The sequence below is a fragment of the Planctomycetaceae bacterium genome (assembly GCA_039680605.1).
In the GTDB taxonomy this organism is placed as follows: domain Bacteria; phylum Planctomycetota; class Phycisphaerae; order SM23-33; family SM23-33; genus JAJFUU01.
This window is the reverse complement of sequence record JBDKTA010000003.1, coordinates 16774-38449: the sequence shown is the minus strand read 5'-3', so window position 1 is coordinate 38449 and position 21676 is coordinate 16774. Positions and strand designations below refer to the sequence as shown.

Sequence of the window (21676 nt, the reverse complement as noted above, 5' to 3'; positions counted from 1 at the left end):
GCTGATCGGATCCAAAACAAGTGAAAAGACCCTTTTGGGGTAGCAGAATGCCGCCATTGCACCGCCATTCCTGCACAAATCGACCGAAAATAATCTGCATAAATCTATAACTGCGGAAGTTGGGCTAACGTTGCGCGCCGGGCGGTATCTCCGTTTCTTCGATGATCTCTACGCCGCTGATCAGCGGCGTTCCGGTCCGCGGCGTCAGGTCGATCTTCAGCTTGTCTCGAACCTCGACGGACTTGAACTCCTTGACGATGCTGCGGAAGGCGCCGCCGGATTCCCTGGCGACGTCAAAACTCTCCAGCACCTTCTTGCCTTGCACAGACACGTCGAAGATGCACCCGCCGCCCTGGGGCGCAATCTTGGCAAAGATCAACCGCACGGTGTACTTCGGCGGCGCGGGCAGCACGCGATGGGTCGTCACCACCAGGCGCGGGGCCAGCGACTTCTCGGCCGCGGAGCCCCAGACCTCGCGTGAACCCTTGCCGCTGATGTTCAGGATGATCCCCGCGCCCTTCTTGCCAGGCAGGTCTTGCAGCAGCGGCGTCAAGTCGCTCGATCGCTGCAGGAGGCCGTCCATGTTGGGACTCACCCAGGCCGGCACGGTCCACGTCACTGAAGGACCGGCGCTGCCGGCCTGGATCGTCAGTTCGACCGGCGGGTCCTTGGGCGTGCCACCGCGCGTGGAAGCACACTGCACGTACGCGCCGATAATCTTCTCCTCGGCAGGCAGATCGATTCCCTCAAATCGCATTGCGATCACCTCAGACCCCAGCGGCAATTTCTCGGCCTTGTCGAAAGTCACCGGATACGTCCGTGTGCGCAGGCCGGCCATCAGGTCGACCTCGATGCTGCCGGCAAACTCGATGCACGAGGCGGCTACGAACGGCAGCTCGCCGGCGACGGCCGATTCGTGGCGGCGGTGCGTGCGCGGCTTCTGGTTGTCTGCCGCCGTCAGCTTGATCGGCACGTCGTACGACGAACCCCCCACTGCCGGCCAGTCGAGCCAGAGCGTCCCGTCGGCGGCAGCGTGGTCGCCGGGGGCGCCGAAGTTGATCCCGACGCGATTCACCTGGTCGCGCAGGGGGATCGGCTCGAACTGCGTGAAGTCGTAGTAGTTCAGCGCGCCGTAGTTGGCCGTCCACTGCTCCATCGCCACATCCGGCGCATGCACCATCGCCAGTGAGGCCTGGTTCTGGTACACGCACGAGCAGCCGCGCGTGTAGTCCGGGGCGCTGAGCACGCCGTTGGCCGGAACAAGATTGGCCGTGCATCCGCTGCGGAACCCGCCGAAGTTGCCCGTGCCGCCGCGCGTCGCCAAATCGTAATATCCCGCCGACGCCGAGCGGAACGTCAGCAGGTGCTCGCTGCCCACGGCGTAGTTGCAGCCGTAGCTGCGGCTGATCAGCCACGGCTCGCTCTGACCGCTGATCGGGTTGGGCAACTGCACTTCCGTGCCGTCGAGCAGGCCGATCGCCCCGGCCGATTTGGCGTAGAACCGCCCGTTGGTGAGGATCGTCTCGCCGCGCAGGATCACCGGGCCCATGTAGCGCCGGTCGAGATTCTTCCACAGCACGCCGCCGTCTTTGCCGCGATAGGCGACCATGCCCGCGTTGCCGCGGTCGCCCATCGCACGCGCGCCGTTGAAGTCCGTCGCCTGCAGCAGCACGTCGTGAGCGGCAGAATACGACAGCCACGAGCCGAAGATGTCCCCCTTGGCCTGCCAGAGTTCCTTGCCGCTGCGGGCGTCGAAAGCCGCAATGCGATACTCGACGCTCTCCTTGCGGCCGCGACGCGCCAACGCCGCGGCCACTTCGGCCGGCAGCTTGTCCAGGCAGTAGATCCGCCCGCCGCCGGCCACGATGGCGTTATGGATGAAACTGCTGGCGGCGCTGGTCTTCCAGAGCACCTTGCCGTCAGCGGCGCGAAAGACGACCAGGCCGCGGCTGGCGGATTTGTCCATCGGGGCGTTGTACGTGTTCCAGAGCGGTTTGCTCTCACCCGCGCGGGCCAGCAGGGCCGAGTAATCGGCGAACCCCTGCCCGCCGATGAGCAGTCCGTCGTAGAGACCGATGAACCCCCACTCGGGGCTCTTACCGTCGTCGGTCTTGGGCATCTCAATCGTGCGCGTGAGCTTTCCGCTAGCGGCGTCGAGCACGCGGCAGACGCTGCCCAGCGCCACGTACACTTCGCTGTCGGTAATGACGTAATTGGTCCCGCGCACGTTGGCGCCCATCATGGCGCCCTGTTCGGTCGCGTCGGTATCATCCCAGTACAGCGCGTAGGCCGTTCTGGCGTCGGGGCCAAAGTCGTAATCCCACAGGATCGTGCCGGTGTAGGCGTCGTAGCACGTCAGCCCGCCGACGCCCTCGATCACCACGCGCCCGCCGGCGACCTGCTCGGGCGGACCGCGACCGTGCCGCGAGAGAATCCGCGCATTGGCAGGCCCGCCGAACCACAGCGGCGCCAGCGGCAACTTCACCAGCGAATCGGCCGACATGACGGTGTTGCCCGCATCGGCGTACTGACCGGTCCAGTCCCCGCTGCCTTTGAGCGGGCCATTGCGGTAGAGCCATTGCGGGTCCTTTTGGATTGGCACGGCGGCGCCGCTACGGTAGGTCCAGTTGGGACCATCCGGCGGCGCGATCACCATCGCTCCGCCATATGGCCGCAGCGATTGATAGATCGCCTGGAACGTCTGCCCGTCGCGGTTGCGGACGGCGCCGGCGACAGCCTTGCCTGTCACGATCAAGGACGCCACATACGGCGGAGCCTTGAACTCCTCGGGCCTGGCCTGTGCCACGGCAATGCGCCCGTACAGACCGGCCTCGTCGAGCCGCTTGCGAGCGGCGGCGACGACGCTCTCATCCGGATCGACGGCCACAATCTTGAGGGCCGACTGCTGGGCCAAGGCGGCCAGCAACTCGATGTCGTCGATGCCAAAGACCAGTGCGAAGCCCGCCGGCTGCGAGGTGCGAGCGAGCATTGCTTTTGCCGCCTCGATCTTCGCCGGCGAGGGCGTCAGCGGGCGCGGCGAGACGGCAATCACCTCGCCGGCGCCGCCGGCAGCGCCGAATACCATCACTTGCCCTTCGAGCGTCACCGCCACCAGGCGCCCGCCGCCGGCCAGCAGGCGCATCACCGTGCCGCTGACCGGCGCGGACCAGGAGATGCGAGGCTTGTCAGCCGCCGTCGCGGGCAGGTCGATGGCGATGATCTTATCCTTGCCTGCCGCATAGAGGCGGCTGCCGGACTTGATCAGATCGCCCGTGGCGTCGGCTTCGATTTCCCATGGCCGCGGGCCGATGGCCTGCACGACCTGGCGCGCGGGCTTGTCGGCTTCGACGGCGCCGCCGTAGATGTAGATCGTGTCGCCCTCGACGACAGGCTCGCCGTGGTAGGCGGGTCCGGATTTCTGATCGGCCAGACTGATGGTCCGCACCCCGCGTTTGCTTGTGCGCGTCCAGGCGCGGGCGGCGTCGGCCATCACGAACGACCCGCCCCCGCCGGCCACGCCCGAGGCCTCGTAGTAAAGCATCTTTCCGTCGCGGCGGTCGAGCACGGCAGGGAGCGTCCGCCCGCCGGGAACGAGCAGCTTGTCGCCCGCAACGGCCAGGCCGCCCTGGGGCGCGACGCCGGCGAACGCGGCGGCCGCGTGACCCTGGAGCGTGTACATCGAGCCGGTGGTGTCGTTGACCCAGAGGGGCTTGCCCGTCTTTGAATCCAGCGCGTGGATAAACACGCCCACGAACGGCCAGACCCCCGCGGCGTAGTAGACAACGCCGTCGTGGACGACGGGCCCGCCGCGGACCGGCCACAGCGAGATCATCCGCCCGTTGCCGATGCACTTGCGGGCAGACGGGCCGCCGCGGTGGCGCCACTCTTCTTTGCCAGTGGCCGCATCGAGGCAGTAGAGCCAGCCGTCATCGCTTGCAACGTATACCTTGCCGTCGCCGACGGCAGGCGGGAGGCGCACGGGGCCTTCGGTGTAGAAGGTCCAGGCTTCCTTGCCCGTGGCCAGGTCGATGGCGACGATCTTGTCGCAGTCGTTAAAGCTCAGGAACATCCGCCCGCCGGCGATGACCGGCTCGAAGATCTGGTCGTTAGTGATCAGGTCGTTGGTCAGGGCGTTGTCCCACGTCTGCACGCGCGGGCTGTATTGCCGCGTCCATTGCAGATGAAGCTGAGCAGGCAGTTGCTCGGCGCCAACGCCGCGATGCCCCGAGTCGCCCCGCCACTGAGGCCAATCGGCACCCCAAGCGCAAGCACCCCAGAGCAGAATAGACAGGCCTATGATCCGGCAGTGCTGCATGGAACCTCTCCGTCAGCAGGATTGGATGGTTGGATGGATGCATGATTGGGGAACCACATCCATCCAATCATCCACCCATCCAACCATCCGATGTTGTGATTCTACTGCCGTGCGAGCCGTTTCGGAAACTTCTCTGTCAAACCGACATTGCGCAGGTCGATGGATTTGATCCCGATCTTCAGCGCCGGCGAATCGCTCTTGAGACTGTAATCGCGCGCGGCCGCGTCGGTGAATAGCGGGTCTGCCTCGATGCTGTTGGCGCCTTTGACCGCCCCGAAGCCCGGGCCCTTGCCGATGTTCCTCAGCCCGCCCTTGGGATTGAAGTACACGTTGTTGTCGCAGGTCTTGAAGCGGTTGGAATTCCAGTCGTAAAGGTCGAAGACGGCCGAGCCGGCATCAATGTAAAAGATGTTGTGCGTGATGACCTGGTCGTGCGACGAAACCGATGCCTTGCTGCGCAGCACCGCCTGCACGCCGGCGCTGACCAGCACGTTATTGACGATGCGGTTGCCGATGCCCTTGGCGCAGATGACGGCCGAGAACCGCCCGCCCTTGACGCCATAGATCACGTTGTTGCTGACGGTCGAGTCATCGGTGGCGTCGTCGAGATAAATGCCGAACTGCAGCCCGCCGGCGCCGCTGTCGTGGATGAGATTGTGATCGTACACGTTGCTCTTGCCCGGGCCCCAGCTCTCGATGGCCCCGCAGTCGTCGCTGTCCTGGCAGACGTGGTGCATGTGGTTGTAGGCGATGGTGTTGTTTCGCGCGTGCAGCTTGTCGTAGTCGCGCCGCTTGGTCTTGCGCGTCGAGAACGCCTTGACCGACACCGCGTAGCGGGCGAAGTCGTGAATGTGGTTGTGCTCGACGCGGTTGTGCCCGCTGAAATAGATCTGCACGCCCGCCCCCTGCGTGAAAATCACGCCGCCGTGGTGCAGGTGGCAGTTCTCGACGACGTTGGCCGTGCTGACCTCCGTCGCCGTCATGCCCTCGCCCGTCAGGCCCACGCAGTCGCGTCCGACGTTGCGGATCTCGCAATCGGCGATCATAACGCCGCGGTTGACGCCCTTGACCCACACGCCGCGCTCCCAGGTATTCTCAATCAGACAGCCGCGAATCGAGCAGTCCTGAGCGTCGGCGATGAACACGCCGTCTGCGTTGGCGAGCATCATGTCCAGGTTCGCGAAGTGCACGTTGCGCACGGGCTTGTCCTTGCCGCCCTTGATCAGCACGACATTGTCAGCCGTGGCGATCTCGTACAGCTTGCCCTCGGCCGTGCCCTTCGTCGGCCAGACGTACATGCGCCCGCTGGTTGTATCCATCACGCACTCACCGGGGCTGTCCAGCAACGGCACGGCATTCATCACGTAGAAGCGGTTGTTCCGTTTGATCGTCCCGACATCCTTGGTCAACGCGACTTGCCCCACTCCGGCCGAGGCCAGGCCCGTAACCCGGCAGTCCCAACCCCAATCCGGCCAGACAGCCACCACAGCGTCGGGAAACTTGCCGCCGGCGAGCATCTTGTACGTATCGCCGCCGTAGCTGATGCTCGTGCCGCGTCCGCCACTAGCGCGGGCATAGCCCGTGTTGGGTTCTCGCGCCAGCGTCAGGCGCACGCCGTCTTCCTGTGCGACCAAGCTCTTGGTGGCTCCCCCTAGCGACCCTTTGTAGACGTTATTCCCGGCGGCCTGCGGCAGAGGCGGCATGACCTGGATGGCATCCGGCATATTGTTGAAGCCTGTGACCTTGCGCCCACCAATGAGCACCGGGGCCTTCTCGCCCACACCGGCGTAGGTGATGCTGAACTTCTCGCTGCCGCTGTCCTGCGGGCCAAGCACCAGCCCTTGCGGCAAGTAATACCGCCCCGGCGCGATAAGCACCTTGACGTCTTCGGTCAGCCCCGCGGCCACAAGCTTGCGCACCGCATCGCGCGCAGCGGTGACGCTGGCCAGCGGCTTGGCCTTGGAACCGTCGTTGGCGTCATTACCGTCGGGCGCAACATGGATTTCGGCAGCCGTCGCGCAGAGGCACGAGACGGATAGGACGATCAAGACGGCAAAGAGGAATGTTTTTGGCATTTGCGGGCTCCACGGTTGGCCAATTCGGAAGAAACAACGATATAGGTTCAACCCACCGTGATGCCCGTAAGGCCGCCGGTACCTGCAGGCTGGACATGAAGAACGATCTGAAGTTGAATATCGTTACCTATGACGGCTCGGGTAAAGGAACAGGCTGGCGAGCACAGGACCTTTCGCAGAACGAAGATCCGCAGGGCCGCACTATATGCCTGGGCTGCACAACACAAGTTGGAGATTATTGACTGCAGGTATCGGTTCTTCTTTGGCGGGCCCTTCACGTTTCGCCGATGGAGTTCAGACAGCCTCTACAGAATTCGGGTAAGAAATTCTCGCGGCAAAGAATGGATGGGATTCGCCCGGGTCGGCGGGCTTTTGCGAACGAAGATAACGGTGAAGTTTGAACGTTGAGACGCTGGAAGAAGATGCGGCGCCTAAAACTTTGCGGCGCATTTCTTGGGGGAAACAACCGCGTCGAACAAGTTCGACCGCTAACGTGCACAATGTGACGCGGGCGAGCAATGTTAGCGGCGGGGCTTGCCCCGCGCGGTTTTTCAGACCCGAACAACCCGTCGAGCATCCGTCTTCGCTCTGCGCCAGACAAGAGCTGGCCCGCCAACACTCCCCTCTTAATCCTCTTAATCCTCTCAATCCCCTTAATCCCGCACTCCCCGTTCTTTCCCTGACGCGTCATTTGCGCCGGTACTTGGCGGAGATTTTATCTGCGTTGGGACGCTTACCGCTTTCGCGGCCTTGCGAAGTCCAACCGTAACCCACCATTTGACGGCCGGTCAAAGCCAAGCTTCTGGCAGGCAGATGAAAGCGGTAAACGTCCCTTTACTTGCGGCGGTGCTTGGCGGAGACTTTTTCGGCGTCTTTCAGGAAGGCGTCGGCGGATTCCTTGCTGTCGAAGCCGCCGGTGCTCAGCCACAGGCCCTCCGGGCCAAACTCTTCGATCAGCTCCAGGCACTGCTTGGGGCTGTCGGCCCAGAGCTCCATGCTCTTGCCGGCCGCGTGGATGCGGCGGTAGACGTCCATCCACTTGCTGCCCGGGCCGTTGCCGGCGCCGTAGACCCACTGCACGCTGTTGAGCTCAGGGCATTCCAGCAGCAGGTCCAGGAACTTCAGGGCGTTGGGCCCGTCCAGGTGGAAATGGCTGCGCGACAGGGCCTTGATTTCTTTCTCGACGAACGGCCAGATCCGCTCCTTGCCCATCTCCAGCGAGGTCATGCACCAGAAGTCGCAGCTTGGGATATACCCGCGCCCTTCGTGATACGCCGGGCACCAGGTGGCCGAGCCGTAGCCGGCGGCCTTGCTGCGGGCCCAGCAGCGGTCGAAACATTCCAGGTAACACGCGACGGCCTTCTCGCAGGCCTTGTCCAGCAGCTCCGGGCAGTCGATCAAGTCCATGCACAGGTGCTGCGGGTCGCGCAACGCCGCGAGAATGTCGTAGTTGCCGTGCAGGTCGGTGATGCCCACGACGAACTTGCCGTCGGAAACCTTAATGGCGTAGTCGGCCATCCGCTCCATGGCCTTCCAGATGGGGTTCTCGAAATCCAGCGGCTTGTCGATGATCGTCTGCCAGTCCTCGGGCTTTTTCACAACCGGGATCGACCAGGTCGTCCAGTCGCCGAACTGCACGTCAACGCCGAAAGGCACGGCCGCGATCTCTGGGCCCATGTTCGGCCAGAAAAGCGGGTACGAGTCACCGAAGAACTCGAGACCTTCCAGGCCTGCGGTGGCGGAATCAACGTGATATTCCACGTCGAACCAACGCTCCTTGTCGGAGGCGAAGGTTTTCTTGGGCGGTTGGGGCGCTTCGTACACGCGGCGACAGCCGCACATGATCGGTGGCCGATCGATGATCTCCTGGTGCCACCAGGCCTCAAAGCGGTCGACGGTCTTTCCGAAATCAGGTTTGTATTTCAGTTCGCGGATCATCTGATCAATCCTTAGCTATGCACTTCAGGAAGAATGGAATGCTGGAATGATGGAATACTGGGTTCGCAATGGAACATCACGCTCGCCAGAACCCATCATTCCAGCCTTCCACTATTCCTTCATTCCATTTCCTAGTCCATCTGCTCGAGCGTTTCGAGCACGATCGGGATGGAGTCCTTCCAGTTGCGGGGCATGTCTTCGCTGACTTCGAACGCCAGGCCATTCTTGCCGGCGCGGTTTCTCTTGTCGACCACGGCCGCGGCCAACTCGTCGCGGGTCTTGTAATACAGGCCGACGTTGATGTTGCCCAGGAAGGCCTTGTTGGGCCAGAGGCGGCGGCAATCTTCGTACATCATGTCGCCCTCAGGCGGCTCGGTGAGCGACTCCATGATGTCCATGGGCGCCGCGGCGATCTCGTTGCGGATGCAGTTGACCTCGCCGTCGTAATGCACGGCCGCCAGTTTGCCGGCGGCGTGATACAGCGGGAAGCAGTCGTTGTAGATGCTGACCATGAAGTCGCTGTATCGCTTGGGGCCGATCATGCCGATGGTGAGATTCTCAACGTAGGAGATGATCTTGCCCGGGCCGGCGGCCATGATCTCGGCGCGTTTGCGGTGGAGCTTCTTCATGGCCTCGTACAAGTCGAGCAGCTCGGGCACTTCCATGGCGATGTCCATGCAGAAGCGTTCCGTGCCGGCGATGTCGATGTTGATCTCCATGATCGGCGTGCGCCCCGCGCCCACGATGGGCAGGCCGCGCTGGCCGAGCCTCTCTTCCATCGCCAGGTAGCCTTCGTAGCTGGGGAAGACCTCGGTGTGCTCGACCATCCACTGCCAGACCTTGTAGTCGGCCGGCTGCTTGATCCAGTCTTCATAATGCCAGCCGTTCTTGCTGGCCTTGCGAAGCTCGCCCACGGGCGTCTTGAGCTTGTGGATGTAGAAGGTGTCGTTGCCTTCCTTCTTCTGCTCGTTGGACCACTCAACGCCTTCGCACTTGGAGCCGACAGTCCCGCCGCCGACGATGAGCCCCAAGCCGGCGTCAACGAGCACCTTGGCATCGTCGCTGAGATTGTTCGTGTCGCCCAGGAACCAGCCGTAGATGCCCAGCGGCGTCTTGTCCGGCGTCCCGCCGGCCATGGCGGTTTCGAGTCTCTCGCGCACAGTGCTCATAATGAGTGATCCTGGAACAAGGGCTTAACCACATTGGGAGTAGTGGTGAGTGGTGAGTGGTGAGTTGTGAGTGGTGAGTATTCGCTGTTGAAGGTTCTTCTCTTTCTCACCACTCACCACCCACCACTCGCCACTTTTCTCACTTCTTCTTTGCCTTGGCCAACGCGGCGGCGCGGTCGCCGGCGGCTTTGTCGCTGGCGGCGGCGCGTTTGCGGGAGGCCTCGGCGTTCTTCTTCATCTCGGCCACGCTCTTGGTGCGGATGCGCGCGGCGCCCTGGCCCTTGTACCAGGCGAGCTTCTTCTCGCTGGCGAAGCGCTTCTTCGCCGCCGGGATGGCCTTGCGGTAGTTGGGCAGCCACTGGGCCATCCGGATCAGGCACTCGTCGGTCATCTGCGAGATCTCGTTGGGGTCGAGCACCGCGCCGGTCAGCGGGTCCATCATCATCGCCTGCTTGAGCAGGTCGACGTCGCCATGCACGGCCGCCTCGACCGACAGGCGCTGCACGTTGATCGACACGTCGCAGACGGCGGCGCAGCCCAGCGGCAGGTCGCCGACCTGCGGGATGTTCACGCCATTGCGGTCGACGTAGCCGGGGACCTCGACGATCGCGTCGTCAGGCAGGTTGGTGATGCAGCCGTCATTGACGACGTTAAAGTGCCCGCGGTAGCAGCGGCCGGTCTCGAGGCCTTCGATGATATAGCTGCCGTGCTCGTGCCCGCGATGCTCGGGCTTGATGGGGTTCTCGCCCTTGAGCCACTGCGGGAAGTCGGTATTGAACCAGTTGCGGCCTTCGGTGCAGACGCGCAGGTATCCGCCGGTCTCACCGTTGATCCAGCTATTGAGGTTGATCCAGTTCTTGATGTCTTTCATCCGCTTGCGGTACCACGGCACGTACTCGCTGAGGTGGCCGTTGCTCTCGGTGGAGTAGTAGCCGAACCGCTTGAGCATGTCGATGCGGACCTTCTCGCTGTCCTTGAACGCCGGGTGGTTCGAGAAGCCTTCCAGCAGGCGGTCGCACCAGTCCTCGCCGTTGTAGATCACCTGGATGTACCAGGTCTGGTGATTGATGCCGGCGCAGATGATGTCGACTTCCTTGGTCGTGACTTTCTTGTACCCTTTCGACTCGGGCTTGCGGCCCTTGTTGATCAGGAACTCGATCACCGCGGTGATCTGCCAGTGCCCGCCCATGACGCCGTGGCAGAGGCCGATCGTCGGCACCATGCCGTGGTGGTTGGCCGCCCAGGTGTTCATCGCGTTGGGGTTGGCGTAGTTGAGGAACAGGGCGTTGGGCTGGGCCACCTCGCGGATGTCGCGGCAGAAGTCCAGGATGCAGGGGATATTCCGCTGCCCGTACATGATGCCGCCGGCCGCTAGCGTGTCGCCGACGCACTGGTCGACGCCGTACTTGAGGGGGATGTCGATGTCGAGCTTGAAGGCCTCGAGCCCGCCGATGCGCGTGCAGTTGATGACGTAGTCGGCGCCTTCGAGGGCCTTGCGGCGGTTCGTCGTGGCGACGATTTTGGCCGGCAGCTTGCTGACGGCGATGTCCTTGTCGCAGAGCTGCTTGACCATGTCGAGGTTGCGGGCGTTGATGTCGGTAAAGCCGAACTGCGTGTCGGCCAGCTCGGGCACCGCCAGGATGTCGCGCATGATGCCGCGGGTGAAGCCGACGCTGCCGGCGCCGATGAATGCCACCTTGATTGCCATGAGACCGTTCTCCAAAAGAGGTCTGAAAGTTTCGGAAGAATCCAAGCTTCTAATCGCGCCGGCCGGGGGTGTCAAGCGCATTCGGTTCACCGCGGAGATCGCGGAGGTCGCAGAGGAAGACGGGGGAGAGGGGAATGGATGGATGGATGGATGGATGGGTGGCATGGCGACACGCGTTGTTCAGCGGGCCTGCCTGCCGGCAGGCAGGTCGCCATGGATGTGTGCTGGACATCATGGCGACTTGGGGGAAAACATAAACGTGCCACCTCAATGTTCTTCTGTGTTGCTCTCTGCGACCTCTGCGATCTCTGCGGTGAAAGGCCTAGTTTGGCCTTGGGCCCAGGGATTGGCCGCGTTTGGCGCGGTAGGCTTCCAGGAACTCCGGCGGCGGGAAGGCCTGGTCGAAGGGTTCGCCGGCGGCTTGGCACTGGCGGAGCAGATACGGCCGCACGATGTCGTAGACCATCAGCACCGGACCGGGGTCGTCGACGCCGCGGGAGGGCCAGCGGTCGGCCATGGCGGCGTAGAGCTTGATCCTGGCCGACAGGGGCAGTTCGTACCCCTGGGCGCGGGGGTCGATGAGCAGGTCCCGGAGCTGGGCGGCGACGGGGTTCTTGATCGGCCCCCACTCGCGCGTGATGCGTTGGGGCAGGCGCTTGAGGCCTTGCTGATAGACCGTCCCGGCGTAGGCGATATAGCGGTTGTATCCGGCGCGCTCGTCCAAGGCCAGGCACACCAGGGCCGACTGGATCGCCGCGGTCAACTGCTGGATGATGCGCTGGGGAGTGATGTTCTTATCCTGCACCAGTTTGGCCATGAGGAGGTCTTCCAGCGTCCCGTTCCATTCCGGTTCGGAGGGCTGGTAGTGCGTGCGCACCCAGTCGAGATAGTGCTGGGCCTGGTCGACGAGCCCGCGCTCGAAGAGAATCTGGATGGCCATGGACAGGTAGTTCATATGCCCGTCGCGATGGAGGTTGTCCTTGTACTGCGGGGTGAGCCCCTTGGCCCGCTCGCCGGCCAGCCAGGCCTCGATCAGCATCTCGTACTCGCGCTGCGCCTTGGCGATGTAGCGGTGGTCAGCCGAGAGGTGGATCTTCGGCCAGTTCGGGTTGGCGGGGTCTTCCTCGTAGGTCATGCGACCGTACCAGGTGAGGTCCTTGAGACCGTAGGTCACCTGGCGGGCCAGGGCCAGAGAGTCCATGGAACTGTCGAACTTGTGTCCGCTGGCCATGGTGCCGTAGAGGCTCCAGTACAGCGCGTGGGCCGGGGCCATGCGCCAATCGAGGGGGGCGTCGAACCGGATCATGAGTTCCAGCATGAAGCGGCTGTCCATCCGCTGTTCGTTCCAGAGGATCTGCGCCCGGACGAAGGCCAGCAGCGCCTTTCGGGCGTCGGCGTACTTGGGGTCGTTGATCAGGTCGGCCAGGGCCTTGGTCCGATCATCCGCGGGCACGGGCTGATAGTCGCTGCGCGCCGTGGATACGGCGTCGTCCATGGACCAGGCGTTGTACGCCTGCAGCAGCGAGCGGTCGATCGTCACGCCCAGGGCGGCCAGGCGCGCGGCGTAGTCTGCCGCCTGGGGCCGGTAGTAGATCATCAGCGGCGACTTTTCATCGGCCGGGGCGTGGAGGATCAAGGCGAGTTGGTCGGCCTGGATGTACTTGTGGGCCTCGTCGGCGCGGCGGCGGGGATTGTAGTCTACCGGGGCGTTGGCGATGGGAATGAACGCCTCGATGGCAGCGGCGGTCGACGCCCCGGGCGGGCTGGCCAGGATGTCCTGCATCATCTTGGCCAGGGCCTGCTTGTAGGCCCAGTGCATCTCATCCATGTCGCCGTGGACTTTCTCGATGAACGTCCAGGCCAACTGGTTGTAGAGCAGGATGCTGGTGGGGTTGATCTCCAGCCCCTGGTCGCGCAGCAGCTTGATGCCGTTGTACACCCACCGCCAGCGGTCCTCGCGGTTGTCGCAGGTGACGGCGATGTTCCAGGCCATCTGCCAGGACTGGAACTTCCAGACCCCCGGAAACTGCGGCGAAAGTTTGCACAGCACGTCGGCCAACTGCATCGCGTCGTAATGCTTGCCCGCCTGGTGCAGCTCCTGGGAGCGGATCCAGAGATAATTTACCAGCGGCGCCCGCAGCCCGCCGGGCACGGCCAACAGCATCGCCACCGCCGGGTGGTTTGACGCCACGACGCTGCGCAACTGGGGCGAGTCCTCGCGATTGGCGCTGATGCACAGAGGCTCGAGGTTGAGCTGGGCCTTGACCCGGCCGTCCTTCTTGTATTCCAGGTTCACCGGGCGGGTGAAGGGAATAGCCGCCGCCACCGCCGCGGCGGCGACCAGCAGCGCGACGACCTGTTTTGCGCGAGGCCCCTTGAGCATATTACGTCTCCATCCTCATACCTGCACGCGGGCCAGTTCCCGCTGCCGCAGGATCAGGCAACCCAGGCAGACCAGCAACAGCGAGCGGAACGCGCCCGTCGAGACCAGCGTCTGCCAGACGAAGCCCCACGAGATCAGCTTGCCTTCGGCGAGGGCGTCGCCGGGCGAGATCGACGGCAGGTTTGGCAGCATCATGCTCAACACGGCCAGCACGTAGTGCCCGATGACCGCAAACACGTCGCGGGCGTACGTCAGGTTGGTGGAGCTCTCCAGAAAAGGCATGGCCTGGGACACCAGGAACCCGGCCATCCCCGCTAGCGCCGCGACAGGGAAGGACAGGAAGCTGCCCAGCATCAGCGCCAGGGCGGCCATGAACACCGCCCGCACGACGATCAGCGTCAGCCCGCGGACGAAATTGCCGTCGAAACCGCCGGCGGGGTAGAGCACTTCGAGGTCGCTGTGGCTGATCACCAGCGGGCGGGGAGCGGCGTTGGCGAATCGGGCCAACACCTTGCCTTCGTCGCTGACGACGTTGGCCGAGACGGTCAGCGTCTGGGTGGAATACATGGGCAACTGCCGCGGGCGGCGCATCCCGTCGCCGACGAAGGTCTTGGGGTTGACCATGATCCATTGACCGAAGACCTGCTCGTCCTGGAGCGAGTCGTTGACGATCTTCTTGATCTGGTAGCGCAGCTGCACCGTCGGCACGAGGGTGAGGGTGACCTCTTTGCCGGGGGCGAACAGGCCGGCGCCGGCCAGCACGGCGTCTTCATCGGTCACGAACACGTCGACAAAATCGTTGCCCGCGCGATACATCTCGCCGGCGATGGCGTCGATCTTCAGCGGCGCGCCGAGGCGGAGATGCCCGACGACGGCCGGGGCGATGGTCAACCGCACGAGCTTTCCGCTGTCGGGGGGCTGACCGGGGCGGGCTGGGGCGATCGTCAGCGGCTGCACCTGGCGGACGGTGGCGGCGGCCTCGATCTGCCGCCCCGTGGCGTTGATGCTGCTGAAGGAGACTTCGTTAAACGTTCCGGGCGCGACGCGCTGGAGGCGGTCGGCTTCCAGAGCGATGATCTTGTCGCGCTGCATCCGCTCGGCGTCGGCGCGATCGACGGACTGGTCGGATGTTCCAGCGCCCATGTAGGCGGCGATTTCCTTCTCGTAGACGTCGGGACGTTTTTCTTTCATGTCCCTGATGACGGCGTCGGCGGCCGCGGCCGCCGGAAGCGGATCGGCCTTGACCGCCCGTCGTGCGGCGAAGACTTCGGTCTCGACGGCTTTGCGGTCGGCATAGGAGCCGGTCTGGGCCTGCTGGCGGAGGTACTGCGCCAGGCCCCAGATGGCCAGGCCCGTCGGGGCAACGAGCATGACGTTGAGCAGGATCAGGCCCATCCATCGCCCCAGCAGGTATTCCCACCGTGCGACGGGCTTGGTGGCCAGCGTGAAGATCAGCTTGCGGTCCATGTCCTGGGACATGATGGTGGCGCCCAGGAACAACGTCATCAGCGAGGTGATGAACGCCGTCAGCGACGTCGAGTACGACAGGAACGTATAGATGCGCCCCCCAGCCGTGCCGTCGCCGCGAATGTGAAACATCGCCCCCACCGACACCAGCAGCATGCACGCCGTCAGGGCCGTCATCTTCATCCGCAGCGCCTGCTTGAGCGTGGCCATGGTCATCGTTCGGACCGTGGGCGAAGCCACCGCCGCCGCCAGCGCCCCCGCGGCCGCCAGCGACTCGATCGCGTAGACGCCCACGCGCACCCACGTCACGTGCAGCAGCGACAGACCGATGGCGCCCATGAGGCCCCGGGAAGCGAGAATATCCAGCGCCCCGATCGCCAACAGCGCCGCGGCGCAGATAAAGAATATGGACGACCGCACCGAGGCGGGCGTGGGCGCCGGGCGGCTGGCGTATTGCAGTGAAGGCGACTCCATCGGTTATGCCTTGCCCTGGTCGGGACGGTTGTCGGCGTCGGCCAGCAGTTCGTTAAGGACGTCGCGATCCCCCTGGAGCGGCGCCGGGACGGGCGGGGCCTCTTGCCGCGGCGGCGTCGGCGCGTCGGCGGGGGCGGCGGGGGCCACCAGCGAATCGAGCACGTCGCGCTGCGGCTGGGGAACCGGCGGCGGGACCGCGGCGGACACTTCGACCGCCCGGACCGGTTGCGAGGCGGCCACGAGGTCTTCGATGATCGCCCGCCCGCTGACGGGCTCTTCCTGTCGCAGGAACTCGGCGACGCCCCCGGCGGCGCCGGCCCCGCCGGTCTTGACGTGCCCGGCCTGGGCGTCGGCGACGATCTTGAGGAAGACCGATTCAAGCCGTTCGCGCGGGGCGGCGACGTCTTTGATTTCGCGTCCGGCCTTTTCGAGCACGCCGCGGACGGCGTCGAGGGTGGCCTGGTCGAGCTGGTCGGTGGTGATCTGGGTGAGGGTGTCCCGCGTCAGCAGGTCGGCCACTGGGCCCATCGCCCGCACGCGTCCGCCGTAGAGCACGCAGACGCGATCGCAGACGTCCTCGACGTCGGCGAGCATGTGGCTCGAGAGCACCACGGTCTTGCCGCGGTCGGCCAAAATGCGCACCAGGTCCTTGAAGTGCCGCGTGGCGTTGGGGTCCAGGCCGCTGGTGGGTTCGTCGAGAATCAGCAGGTCCGGGTCGTTGATCAGCGCCTGGGCCATGCCGATGAGGCGCTTCATGCCCTTGGAGTATTCGCCGATGCGCCGGTACGCCACGGCCGACAGGCCCACCATGTCCAGCAGCATGTTGATGCGCTGGAGTCGCTGGCGTCGCGGCTGGTGGAAGAGCCTGCCGTAGTAGTCGAGCGTTTCGCGGGCGTCGAGGAACGGGTAGAGGTAGGTTTCCTCGGGCAGGAATCCGATGCGTTTCTTGATGCCCACGTCGGTGGGCTGATGGCCGAAGACGGCGATGCGTCCGCGCGTGGGGAACATCAGCCCCAGGGCCATCTTGATGGTCGTGCTCTTGCCCGAGCCGTTTGGCCCCAGCAGCCCGAAGACTTCCTTGGGGTAGATCTCGATATCCAGGTCGGCCACGGCGGTGACCTTCTCGCGACACCAGAAGTCGCGAAAGACCTTGGTCAGCCCTGCGGTGGCGATCACGTGTCGGTTTTGGTCCATAGCGGTGCTCGCGGAAGGTTAGGGAGCGGGCGTCTGCCGGGGGTCATTCATTTTGTTCTTGGCCGCTTCGGCGGCGGCATCGCGTGCGGCCTTGTCAAGCTGGCGGCGGATGTCGTCGGGGGTGTTGACGTAGAGGACCAGCGGGCGGTCGCTGGCGGGCACGTAGAACTTCATGGTCTGGCTGCCCTCCAGGACCTTCTCGCGGGTCTGAGCCCACAGACGTTGCAGCGTCAGTTCCGGAGAGAGCTTGTAACCGGCCAGTTTGTTCTCGAACTCCGTGACGCGGGCCTTGACGTCGGTTTCGATGGCGGTGCGGGCCGCGGCGGCCCGCTGGAGGATGCGGCTGGCCTCGCCGCGGGTGGTGCTGCTGACCAGGACGCGGTCGATCTGCTCGAGCAGGTCCTCGGCCCGGGCGCTGTCCTTGGCCTCCAGGGCCTCAATGTACTGGTCGATCAGCGGCGGCTGGGCGGGCTGGCTGGCGGCGGCGCTTCGAGGCCGCTGAATGATGCCGCTGACGTCGACGAGCTTCTCGGCGCTGGCTCCGGCCGCGTCGGTGAGCATCTTCTGGGCCTGCGCCTGCGCTTCGATGATCGTGCGGCGCGCTTCGTCTTCGGCCTTGGCGGCGTTGTTCCAGGCGTCCAGCGTGCGGATCGGCCAGGAGATCTCCGACGTCAGGACGTTGGTGATCTTGATCGCCTTGTGGTCGAACAGGGCCGCCAGTTTGTCGGCCAGACTGCCCACGCTCTTGCCGGCGGGCCCGGACTGCTTGACCAGCGTCTCGATGAGCGGGGCGGTCTCGTTGCCGCGTCCCTGCATCAGCAGATCAACCACCTGCCCAAGGGTCTTGGCGGCCTCGGGGCCGGGGGTGAGGGCCTTGATCCGGTCCACGAGATGGGCGACTTCGGCGCGGTCGACCGTCAGCACGTTCATGCGGCGCTGGACGTCTTCGGCGATCTGTTTTTCCAGACCGGCGCGGTCCTCCTTGAAGCCCATTCCGGTTCGCGTGGCCATGGCCTTGACCGTGGCGGCGCAGACGATGTTTCGCAAAATGTCGGGGTCGAAGGCCTGGCGTTTGCTCAGTTCAGGCGCGGCCAGGTCCAGCGGCAGGGCCGCCCGAACGGCGATCGGGTCGGCGACGACGTACTTGCACGTCAGGCGGGCGTGGAGGAGGGTCTGGTCGCCGGTGAGCAATGCCCCGTCGATGGCCGGGTCGAGCCCCGGCTTGCGGGCGCGCCGCTGGGAAAGCGGTCGGCCGACCTCGGCGGGGTCTTCGCGGATAAAGAACGCGTTGTCGATCTCGACCTTCTCCTCGCGCATCGAGACCTTCTCGATCTCGCCGATGGGGAAAGGCCACGTGATCGACAGACCCTCGGAGATCACCGGTTCGATGGCCTTGCCGAAGATCTTCTTGATGCCCCGGTGCTCGGGGTGGATCGTCGTGATTCCGCTGAAAAAGAAATAGAGCACCACAAAGGCCATGGCGATCGACAGCACGAAGAAAAACACCCGCAGCGCGTCGGCCAGGTGCTGCTGCCCGACATCGACCGGCTCTTCGTGCTGGCACGGGCCGTCGTGGTCGTGATGGTCGTGATGATGATGGTGATGGTGTCCGAGCATAGCCGGGATCCTTGGCAATTAAGGTTTGTTCTTGTCCACGCCGGTCTTGGCAGGAAGGACCGGCGAGGGCGGAAGCTCCGGCAGCGACGGACCGCTGCTCAGGAACTTGATTCCCGGAACCAGCGAGCCGTCCAGCAGCACGACCGAACGTCCGGACAGTTCCTTCTCCATCGACTTGAGCATTCGCAGGAACATGCTGAACTGCTCGTTTTCCTTGAACTTGGGATACAGGTCCTTGGCGGCGCGATAGCCTTCGGACTCGATGGAGTCGGCCTTCTTCCTGGCAAACTCGCCGATCATCCTGGCGGCGGAATCGGCCCGCTCGCGAATGGCCATGGCGGTGGCTTCGCCCTGGTTTCGCAGCCGCTGGGCCTCGGCTTCGCGTTCCTGCTTCATCTTGTTGATGACCGCCTCGGTGACTTTTTCGGGCAAAGCCAGCGACTTGATGCCCACCGCGACGATCTGGACGCCGTAGTCGTTCTGGGCCTTTTCGGCCAGTCGGTCGAGGATTTCCTTTTCGATCTCGGGCAGGCGCATCTTTCGCCCGTCGGTGTTGACGAACTCGCCCAGGGCGTGGCGGTTGACGACCTTGTCGGTGTCGCTGTTGAGCCAGTCGCGCAGCTTGTTCTGGGCCAGCTCGACCTTGGAGATGGCGCGGAGGAACTTGACCGGGTCGCTGATGCGCCACAGACAGTACGTCGTCACGACGATGTTCTGGTTGTCGGAGGTGGGCGTCTCGATGGTGGTGGCCTCGAGGGTGTGCATCGTGGCGGGGTACTTGGTGACGGTCTGGAAGGGCACGGGAAGCTTGAACTTCAGCCCCGCGTCGGTGCGCCCGTTGACCGGGGCCGAGGGTTTCCCGAAGGTCATCACCATCGCCCACTCGGTGTAGTCGACGGTGTAGGCGATGGTGCAAAGCATCAGGCACGCCACGATCGCCAGGCCGATGAGGATCATTGAGGTTCGCTTGAGCATCTTGCTATTCCTTACCGTTGCAGGTTCGCGAAGGTTGGTCCGCAGTTAAGGTTTATTGGCATCCTGCTGCGCGTCGCGCAGGCGCGAGGTCACGTCGTTCTGCTGGTCGCTGTTGAGGCGGATCTCCAGCCGATTGGGATCCACCGCGATGACGTACTTGAGCATCCCCGGAAGGGTCCGGTCGAGCATGTCCTGCCAGCGGTCCATCATGAACATGTTCGGGCTGGCCTGGAAGGCGGGCAGTTCCTTATAGAACATCGCCAGGCGGCTTCGCTCGCTCATCTCCACCTGCCAGCGCGTCGCCTTGGCCCGGGCCAGACTGGCAGCCACCTCGCCGCTGACTTCGCCCATGGCTTTCTGGGCCTCTTGACCCGCCGCCGCCACCTCGGGCGCCAGGTTCACGGCCGGGCCTTGACCCTCCAGCGACGCGCGGATGGACTGCAGCAGCTTGAGGTACGCGCGGTAGTTTTCCCGCAGGGTCAGCTTGTATTCTTCCACCTGGCCCAGCAGCGCCTCGGCGGCGATCTCCTTGTCCTGGGCGGCGATGTCGTCGCTGACTTTGAAGATCAGGCCATCCAGGTGCTCCAGGCGCCGCGCGGGGTCGTCGCTGCGCCCGGAGATGTCGCTAAGCTCCTCGTGCTTGCGGATCTTCAGCGCCAGGTCCAGCGCCGCGGCCGGCGTGCCCGCCACCCGCGACAGGGCCTGGTAGGCCCAGGCCTGGGCGTTAAAACGCATGGCGGCTTCCTCGTGCGAGGCCTGGACGATCTTCTCGAACGACTCGGCGGCGTCGGACACCGGATGCACCGCCACGAACGTCACGGCTGTGACGCGCACGCCCACGTCGGTGCTCGGGCGGCTCAACTCGCTCTGGATGCGCTTCATCAGTTGTTCGGCGGCCTTGGCCTTGCCGTAGGTGAGGATAGCCTCGGGCTGGTCGGGCAGGTCGGCGGGGCTGGTCAACGTGGCGCTGGCGCAGTAGCGCGCGGTTTCGCGTTCGGCGACGTTTTCGATGACCTTCTGCACGTCGGCGAAGCGGAAGCCGTACTTGTACGGGTCGTCGATCTTGTATTGCACCAGCGTGACCAGGCGGAAGATGTCGACGGGGGCAAGTTCCTTGGTGCCCTTGCCCGCGGCGGATTCGATCCGCTGGCTGCGCGAGGCCAGCAGGAAATTGCGTTCCTCGCGGTTCCAGTGCTTGTGCTCCTGCGTCCAGAGGCGCATGCGCCTTCCGCTTTGCTGATCGACGTCTTCAGGCACGGTCGTGTCGGGTTGGCCGCCTTTGAGTCCCAGGTAAATGCTGTGGACCTTGGCCATGTCGAACCGGCGGACGGTCTCCATCGGCCAGGGCCATTTGAGGTGCGCCCCGGGACCCAGCAGCGCCCGGCCGGGTTCGGCCTGGCCCCAGCGCAGCAGCACGCCCTGCTGCCCGTCGGGCATGATGACGATCGACGTCATGGCGATCAGCACCACGGCGCCGAAGATCAGCATCGGGATCATGGCCTTGGCCAGCAGGCGGTAGAACCAGGTCTTGCTGACCTCGAAACCGAACTGGTAGTTGAGCGTCTCGGCAATCGAGTGCCCGACCTTCTGGGGCTCGGCCAGCAGCCCGCACAGGCGCGAGTCGAAACAATACCGCCGCTCCTGCCCCGCCACGCGCGGGCGATAGAAGTCCATGATCTGGCTGATCAGCATCTCGGCCCCGAGCACCAACTGGACGGCCGCGATCACGATGGCCACCACCCAGTCGACGGTGTCGATCTCGTGCATCGACAGGAAGATGCCCACCAGCGACGCGAGCATCAGCAGCACCGTCGCCAGCATCAGCGACGCGCCGGCGCGCAGGGGGCGCCAGTCGGCCACCGTCGCCAGACCGCTGCAGTAGCGGCTGAAGAGGAACGCCCCGAAGGCGGCGATCCCCATCAGCACCATGCCCGCGCCCTCGCTGGCGATCTCGACGGGCTTGGCCCCCATCAGCCTGGGCAGGAAGATCAGGGCGTTGATGCCCAGGTTCAGCCCGATGGCCAGCGTGAAGATCGGCGCCACCCACCGCTCGATGCGCGCCAGGCGCGCCGCCGCCGGACGCGCCTGCGACTCATCGGCGCCGTCGAAGATGGTGGCCGTCGTTGCCCCGCGGGACGGCGCCGCCAGTTCGTGCGCCTCGAGGCGCTCGAGCTGACGGGCGTAGAAGAGGACGATCGTGATGACCCACGTCAGCGCCAGGGGCAGCAGCATCCACAACAGCGCCGCGCTGGACGCCGACCGCGTCAGCAACCACGTCGCCACGCTGGTGGCCGCCAGCAGGATGCTGATCACCAGCCCCCAGATGGCAAGATTTTTACCGCGTCGATTGGCTATCATGCA

12 protein-coding genes are annotated in these 21676 nt (G+C 64.6%); 1 reads left to right on the top strand and 11 read right to left on the bottom strand.

The features are described from left to right. Positions 1 to 124: 124 nt before the first annotated feature. Positions 125 to 4315: a PQQ-binding-like beta-propeller repeat protein gene (locus tag ABFD92_00305; GenBank protein ID MEN6502953.1), complete on the bottom strand. Its 4191-nt coding sequence runs from the start codon at positions 4313 to 4315 to the stop codon at positions 125 to 127. A 101-nt stretch (positions 4316 to 4416) separates the two neighbouring features. Next, positions 4417 to 6390, bottom strand: a complete 1974-nt coding sequence (locus ABFD92_00300; GenBank protein ID MEN6502952.1) for a right-handed parallel beta-helix repeat-containing protein — start codon at positions 6388 to 6390, stop codon at positions 4417 to 4419. 95 nt (positions 6391 to 6485) lie between these two features. Here ABFD92_00300 and ABFD92_00295 point away from each other — a divergent pair, with 95 nt between their 5' ends. Next, positions 6486 to 6632: a hypothetical protein gene (locus tag ABFD92_00295; protein MEN6502951.1), complete on the top strand. Its 147-nt coding sequence runs from the start codon at positions 6486 to 6488 to the stop codon at positions 6630 to 6632. 592 nt (positions 6633 to 7224) lie between these two features. On the opposite strand, the gene ABFD92_00290 is transcribed toward ABFD92_00295, so the two are convergent. The 9 genes from ABFD92_00290 to ABFD92_00250 form a co-directional block, all read right to left on the bottom strand. Then, positions 7225 to 8328, bottom strand: coding sequence for a hypothetical protein (locus ABFD92_00290; protein ID MEN6502950.1), 1104 nt, complete (start codon positions 8326 to 8328; stop codon positions 7225 to 7227). A gap of 131 nt (positions 8329 to 8459) precedes the next feature. Then, entirely contained in the window at positions 8460 to 9497 is a 1038-nt protein-coding gene (locus ABFD92_00285) for a hypothetical protein (GenBank protein MEN6502949.1), read from the bottom strand. 139 nt (positions 9498 to 9636) lie between these two features. Continuing rightward, the gene (locus ABFD92_00280) at positions 9637 to 11205 is read right to left on the bottom strand and encodes an alpha-glucosidase/alpha-galactosidase (protein ID MEN6502948.1); all 1569 of its coding nucleotides are present in this window, start codon (positions 11203 to 11205) and stop codon (positions 9637 to 9639) included. Positions 11206 to 11527: 322 nt separating this feature from the next. Beyond that, positions 11528 to 13588, bottom strand: a complete 2061-nt coding sequence (locus ABFD92_00275; GenBank protein MEN6502947.1) for a hypothetical protein — start codon at positions 13586 to 13588, stop codon at positions 11528 to 11530. Between the two features lie 15 nt (positions 13589 to 13603). Continuing rightward, positions 13604 to 15529 (bottom strand): ABC transporter permease, encoded by a 1926-nt coding sequence (locus ABFD92_00270; protein ID MEN6502946.1) that lies wholly within the window; start codon positions 15527 to 15529, stop codon positions 13604 to 13606. Between the two features lie 3 nt (positions 15530 to 15532). After that, complete coding sequence (locus ABFD92_00265; protein MEN6502945.1) at positions 15533 to 16723, bottom strand: ABC transporter ATP-binding protein; 1191 nt, start codon at positions 16721 to 16723, stop codon at positions 15533 to 15535. A gap of 18 nt (positions 16724 to 16741) precedes the next feature. Next, positions 16742 to 18340 (bottom strand): SPFH domain-containing protein, encoded by a 1599-nt coding sequence (locus tag ABFD92_00260; GenBank protein ID MEN6502944.1) that lies wholly within the window; start codon positions 18338 to 18340, stop codon positions 16742 to 16744. Between the two features lie 18 nt (positions 18341 to 18358). Next, the gene (locus ABFD92_00255; GenBank protein MEN6502943.1) at positions 18359 to 19315 is read right to left on the bottom strand and encodes a protease modulator HflC; all 957 of its coding nucleotides are present in this window, start codon (positions 19313 to 19315) and stop codon (positions 18359 to 18361) included. 45 nt (positions 19316 to 19360) lie between these two features. Further along, on the bottom strand, positions 19361 to 21673 hold the full coding sequence (locus ABFD92_00250) for an SPFH domain-containing protein (GenBank protein ID MEN6502942.1): 2313 nt from the start codon (positions 21671 to 21673) through the stop codon (positions 19361 to 19363). Between the last annotated feature and the right edge of the window lie 3 nt (positions 21674 to 21676).

Excerpts from the sequence above, each read along its gene's own strand:
- ABFD92_00305 (MEN6502953.1), bottom strand. The coding sequence starts at position 4,315 with ATGCAGCACTGCCGGATCATAGGCCTGTCTATTCTGCTCTGGGGTGCT.
- ABFD92_00300 (MEN6502952.1), bottom strand. The coding sequence starts at position 6,390 with ATGCCAAAAACATTCCTCTTTGCCGTCTTGATCGTCCTATCCGTCTCG.
- ABFD92_00295 (MEN6502951.1), top strand. The coding sequence starts at position 6,486 with ATGAAGAACGATCTGAAGTTGAATATCGTTACCTATGACGGCTCGGGT.
- ABFD92_00290 (MEN6502950.1), bottom strand. The coding sequence starts at position 8,328 with ATGATCCGCGAACTGAAATACAAACCTGATTTCGGAAAGACCGTCGAC.
- ABFD92_00285 (MEN6502949.1), bottom strand. The coding sequence starts at position 9,497 with ATGAGCACTGTGCGCGAGAGACTCGAAACCGCCATGGCCGGCGGGACG.
- ABFD92_00280 (MEN6502948.1), bottom strand. The coding sequence starts at position 11,205 with ATGGCAATCAAGGTGGCATTCATCGGCGCCGGCAGCGTCGGCTTCACC.
- ABFD92_00275 (MEN6502947.1), bottom strand. The coding sequence starts at position 13,588 with ATGCTCAAGGGGCCTCGCGCAAAACAGGTCGTCGCGCTGCTGGTCGCC.
- ABFD92_00270 (MEN6502946.1), bottom strand. The coding sequence starts at position 15,529 with ATGGAGTCGCCTTCACTGCAATACGCCAGCCGCCCGGCGCCCACGCCC.
- ABFD92_00265 (MEN6502945.1), bottom strand. The coding sequence starts at position 16,723 with ATGGACCAAAACCGACACGTGATCGCCACCGCAGGGCTGACCAAGGTC.
- ABFD92_00260 (MEN6502944.1), bottom strand. The coding sequence starts at position 18,340 with ATGCTCGGACACCATCACCATCATCATCACGACCATCACGACCACGAC.
- ABFD92_00255 (MEN6502943.1), bottom strand. The coding sequence starts at position 19,315 with ATGCTCAAGCGAACCTCAATGATCCTCATCGGCCTGGCGATCGTGGCG.
- ABFD92_00250 (MEN6502942.1), bottom strand. The coding sequence starts at position 21,673 with ATGATAGCCAATCGACGCGGTAAAAATCTTGCCATCTGGGGGCTGGTG.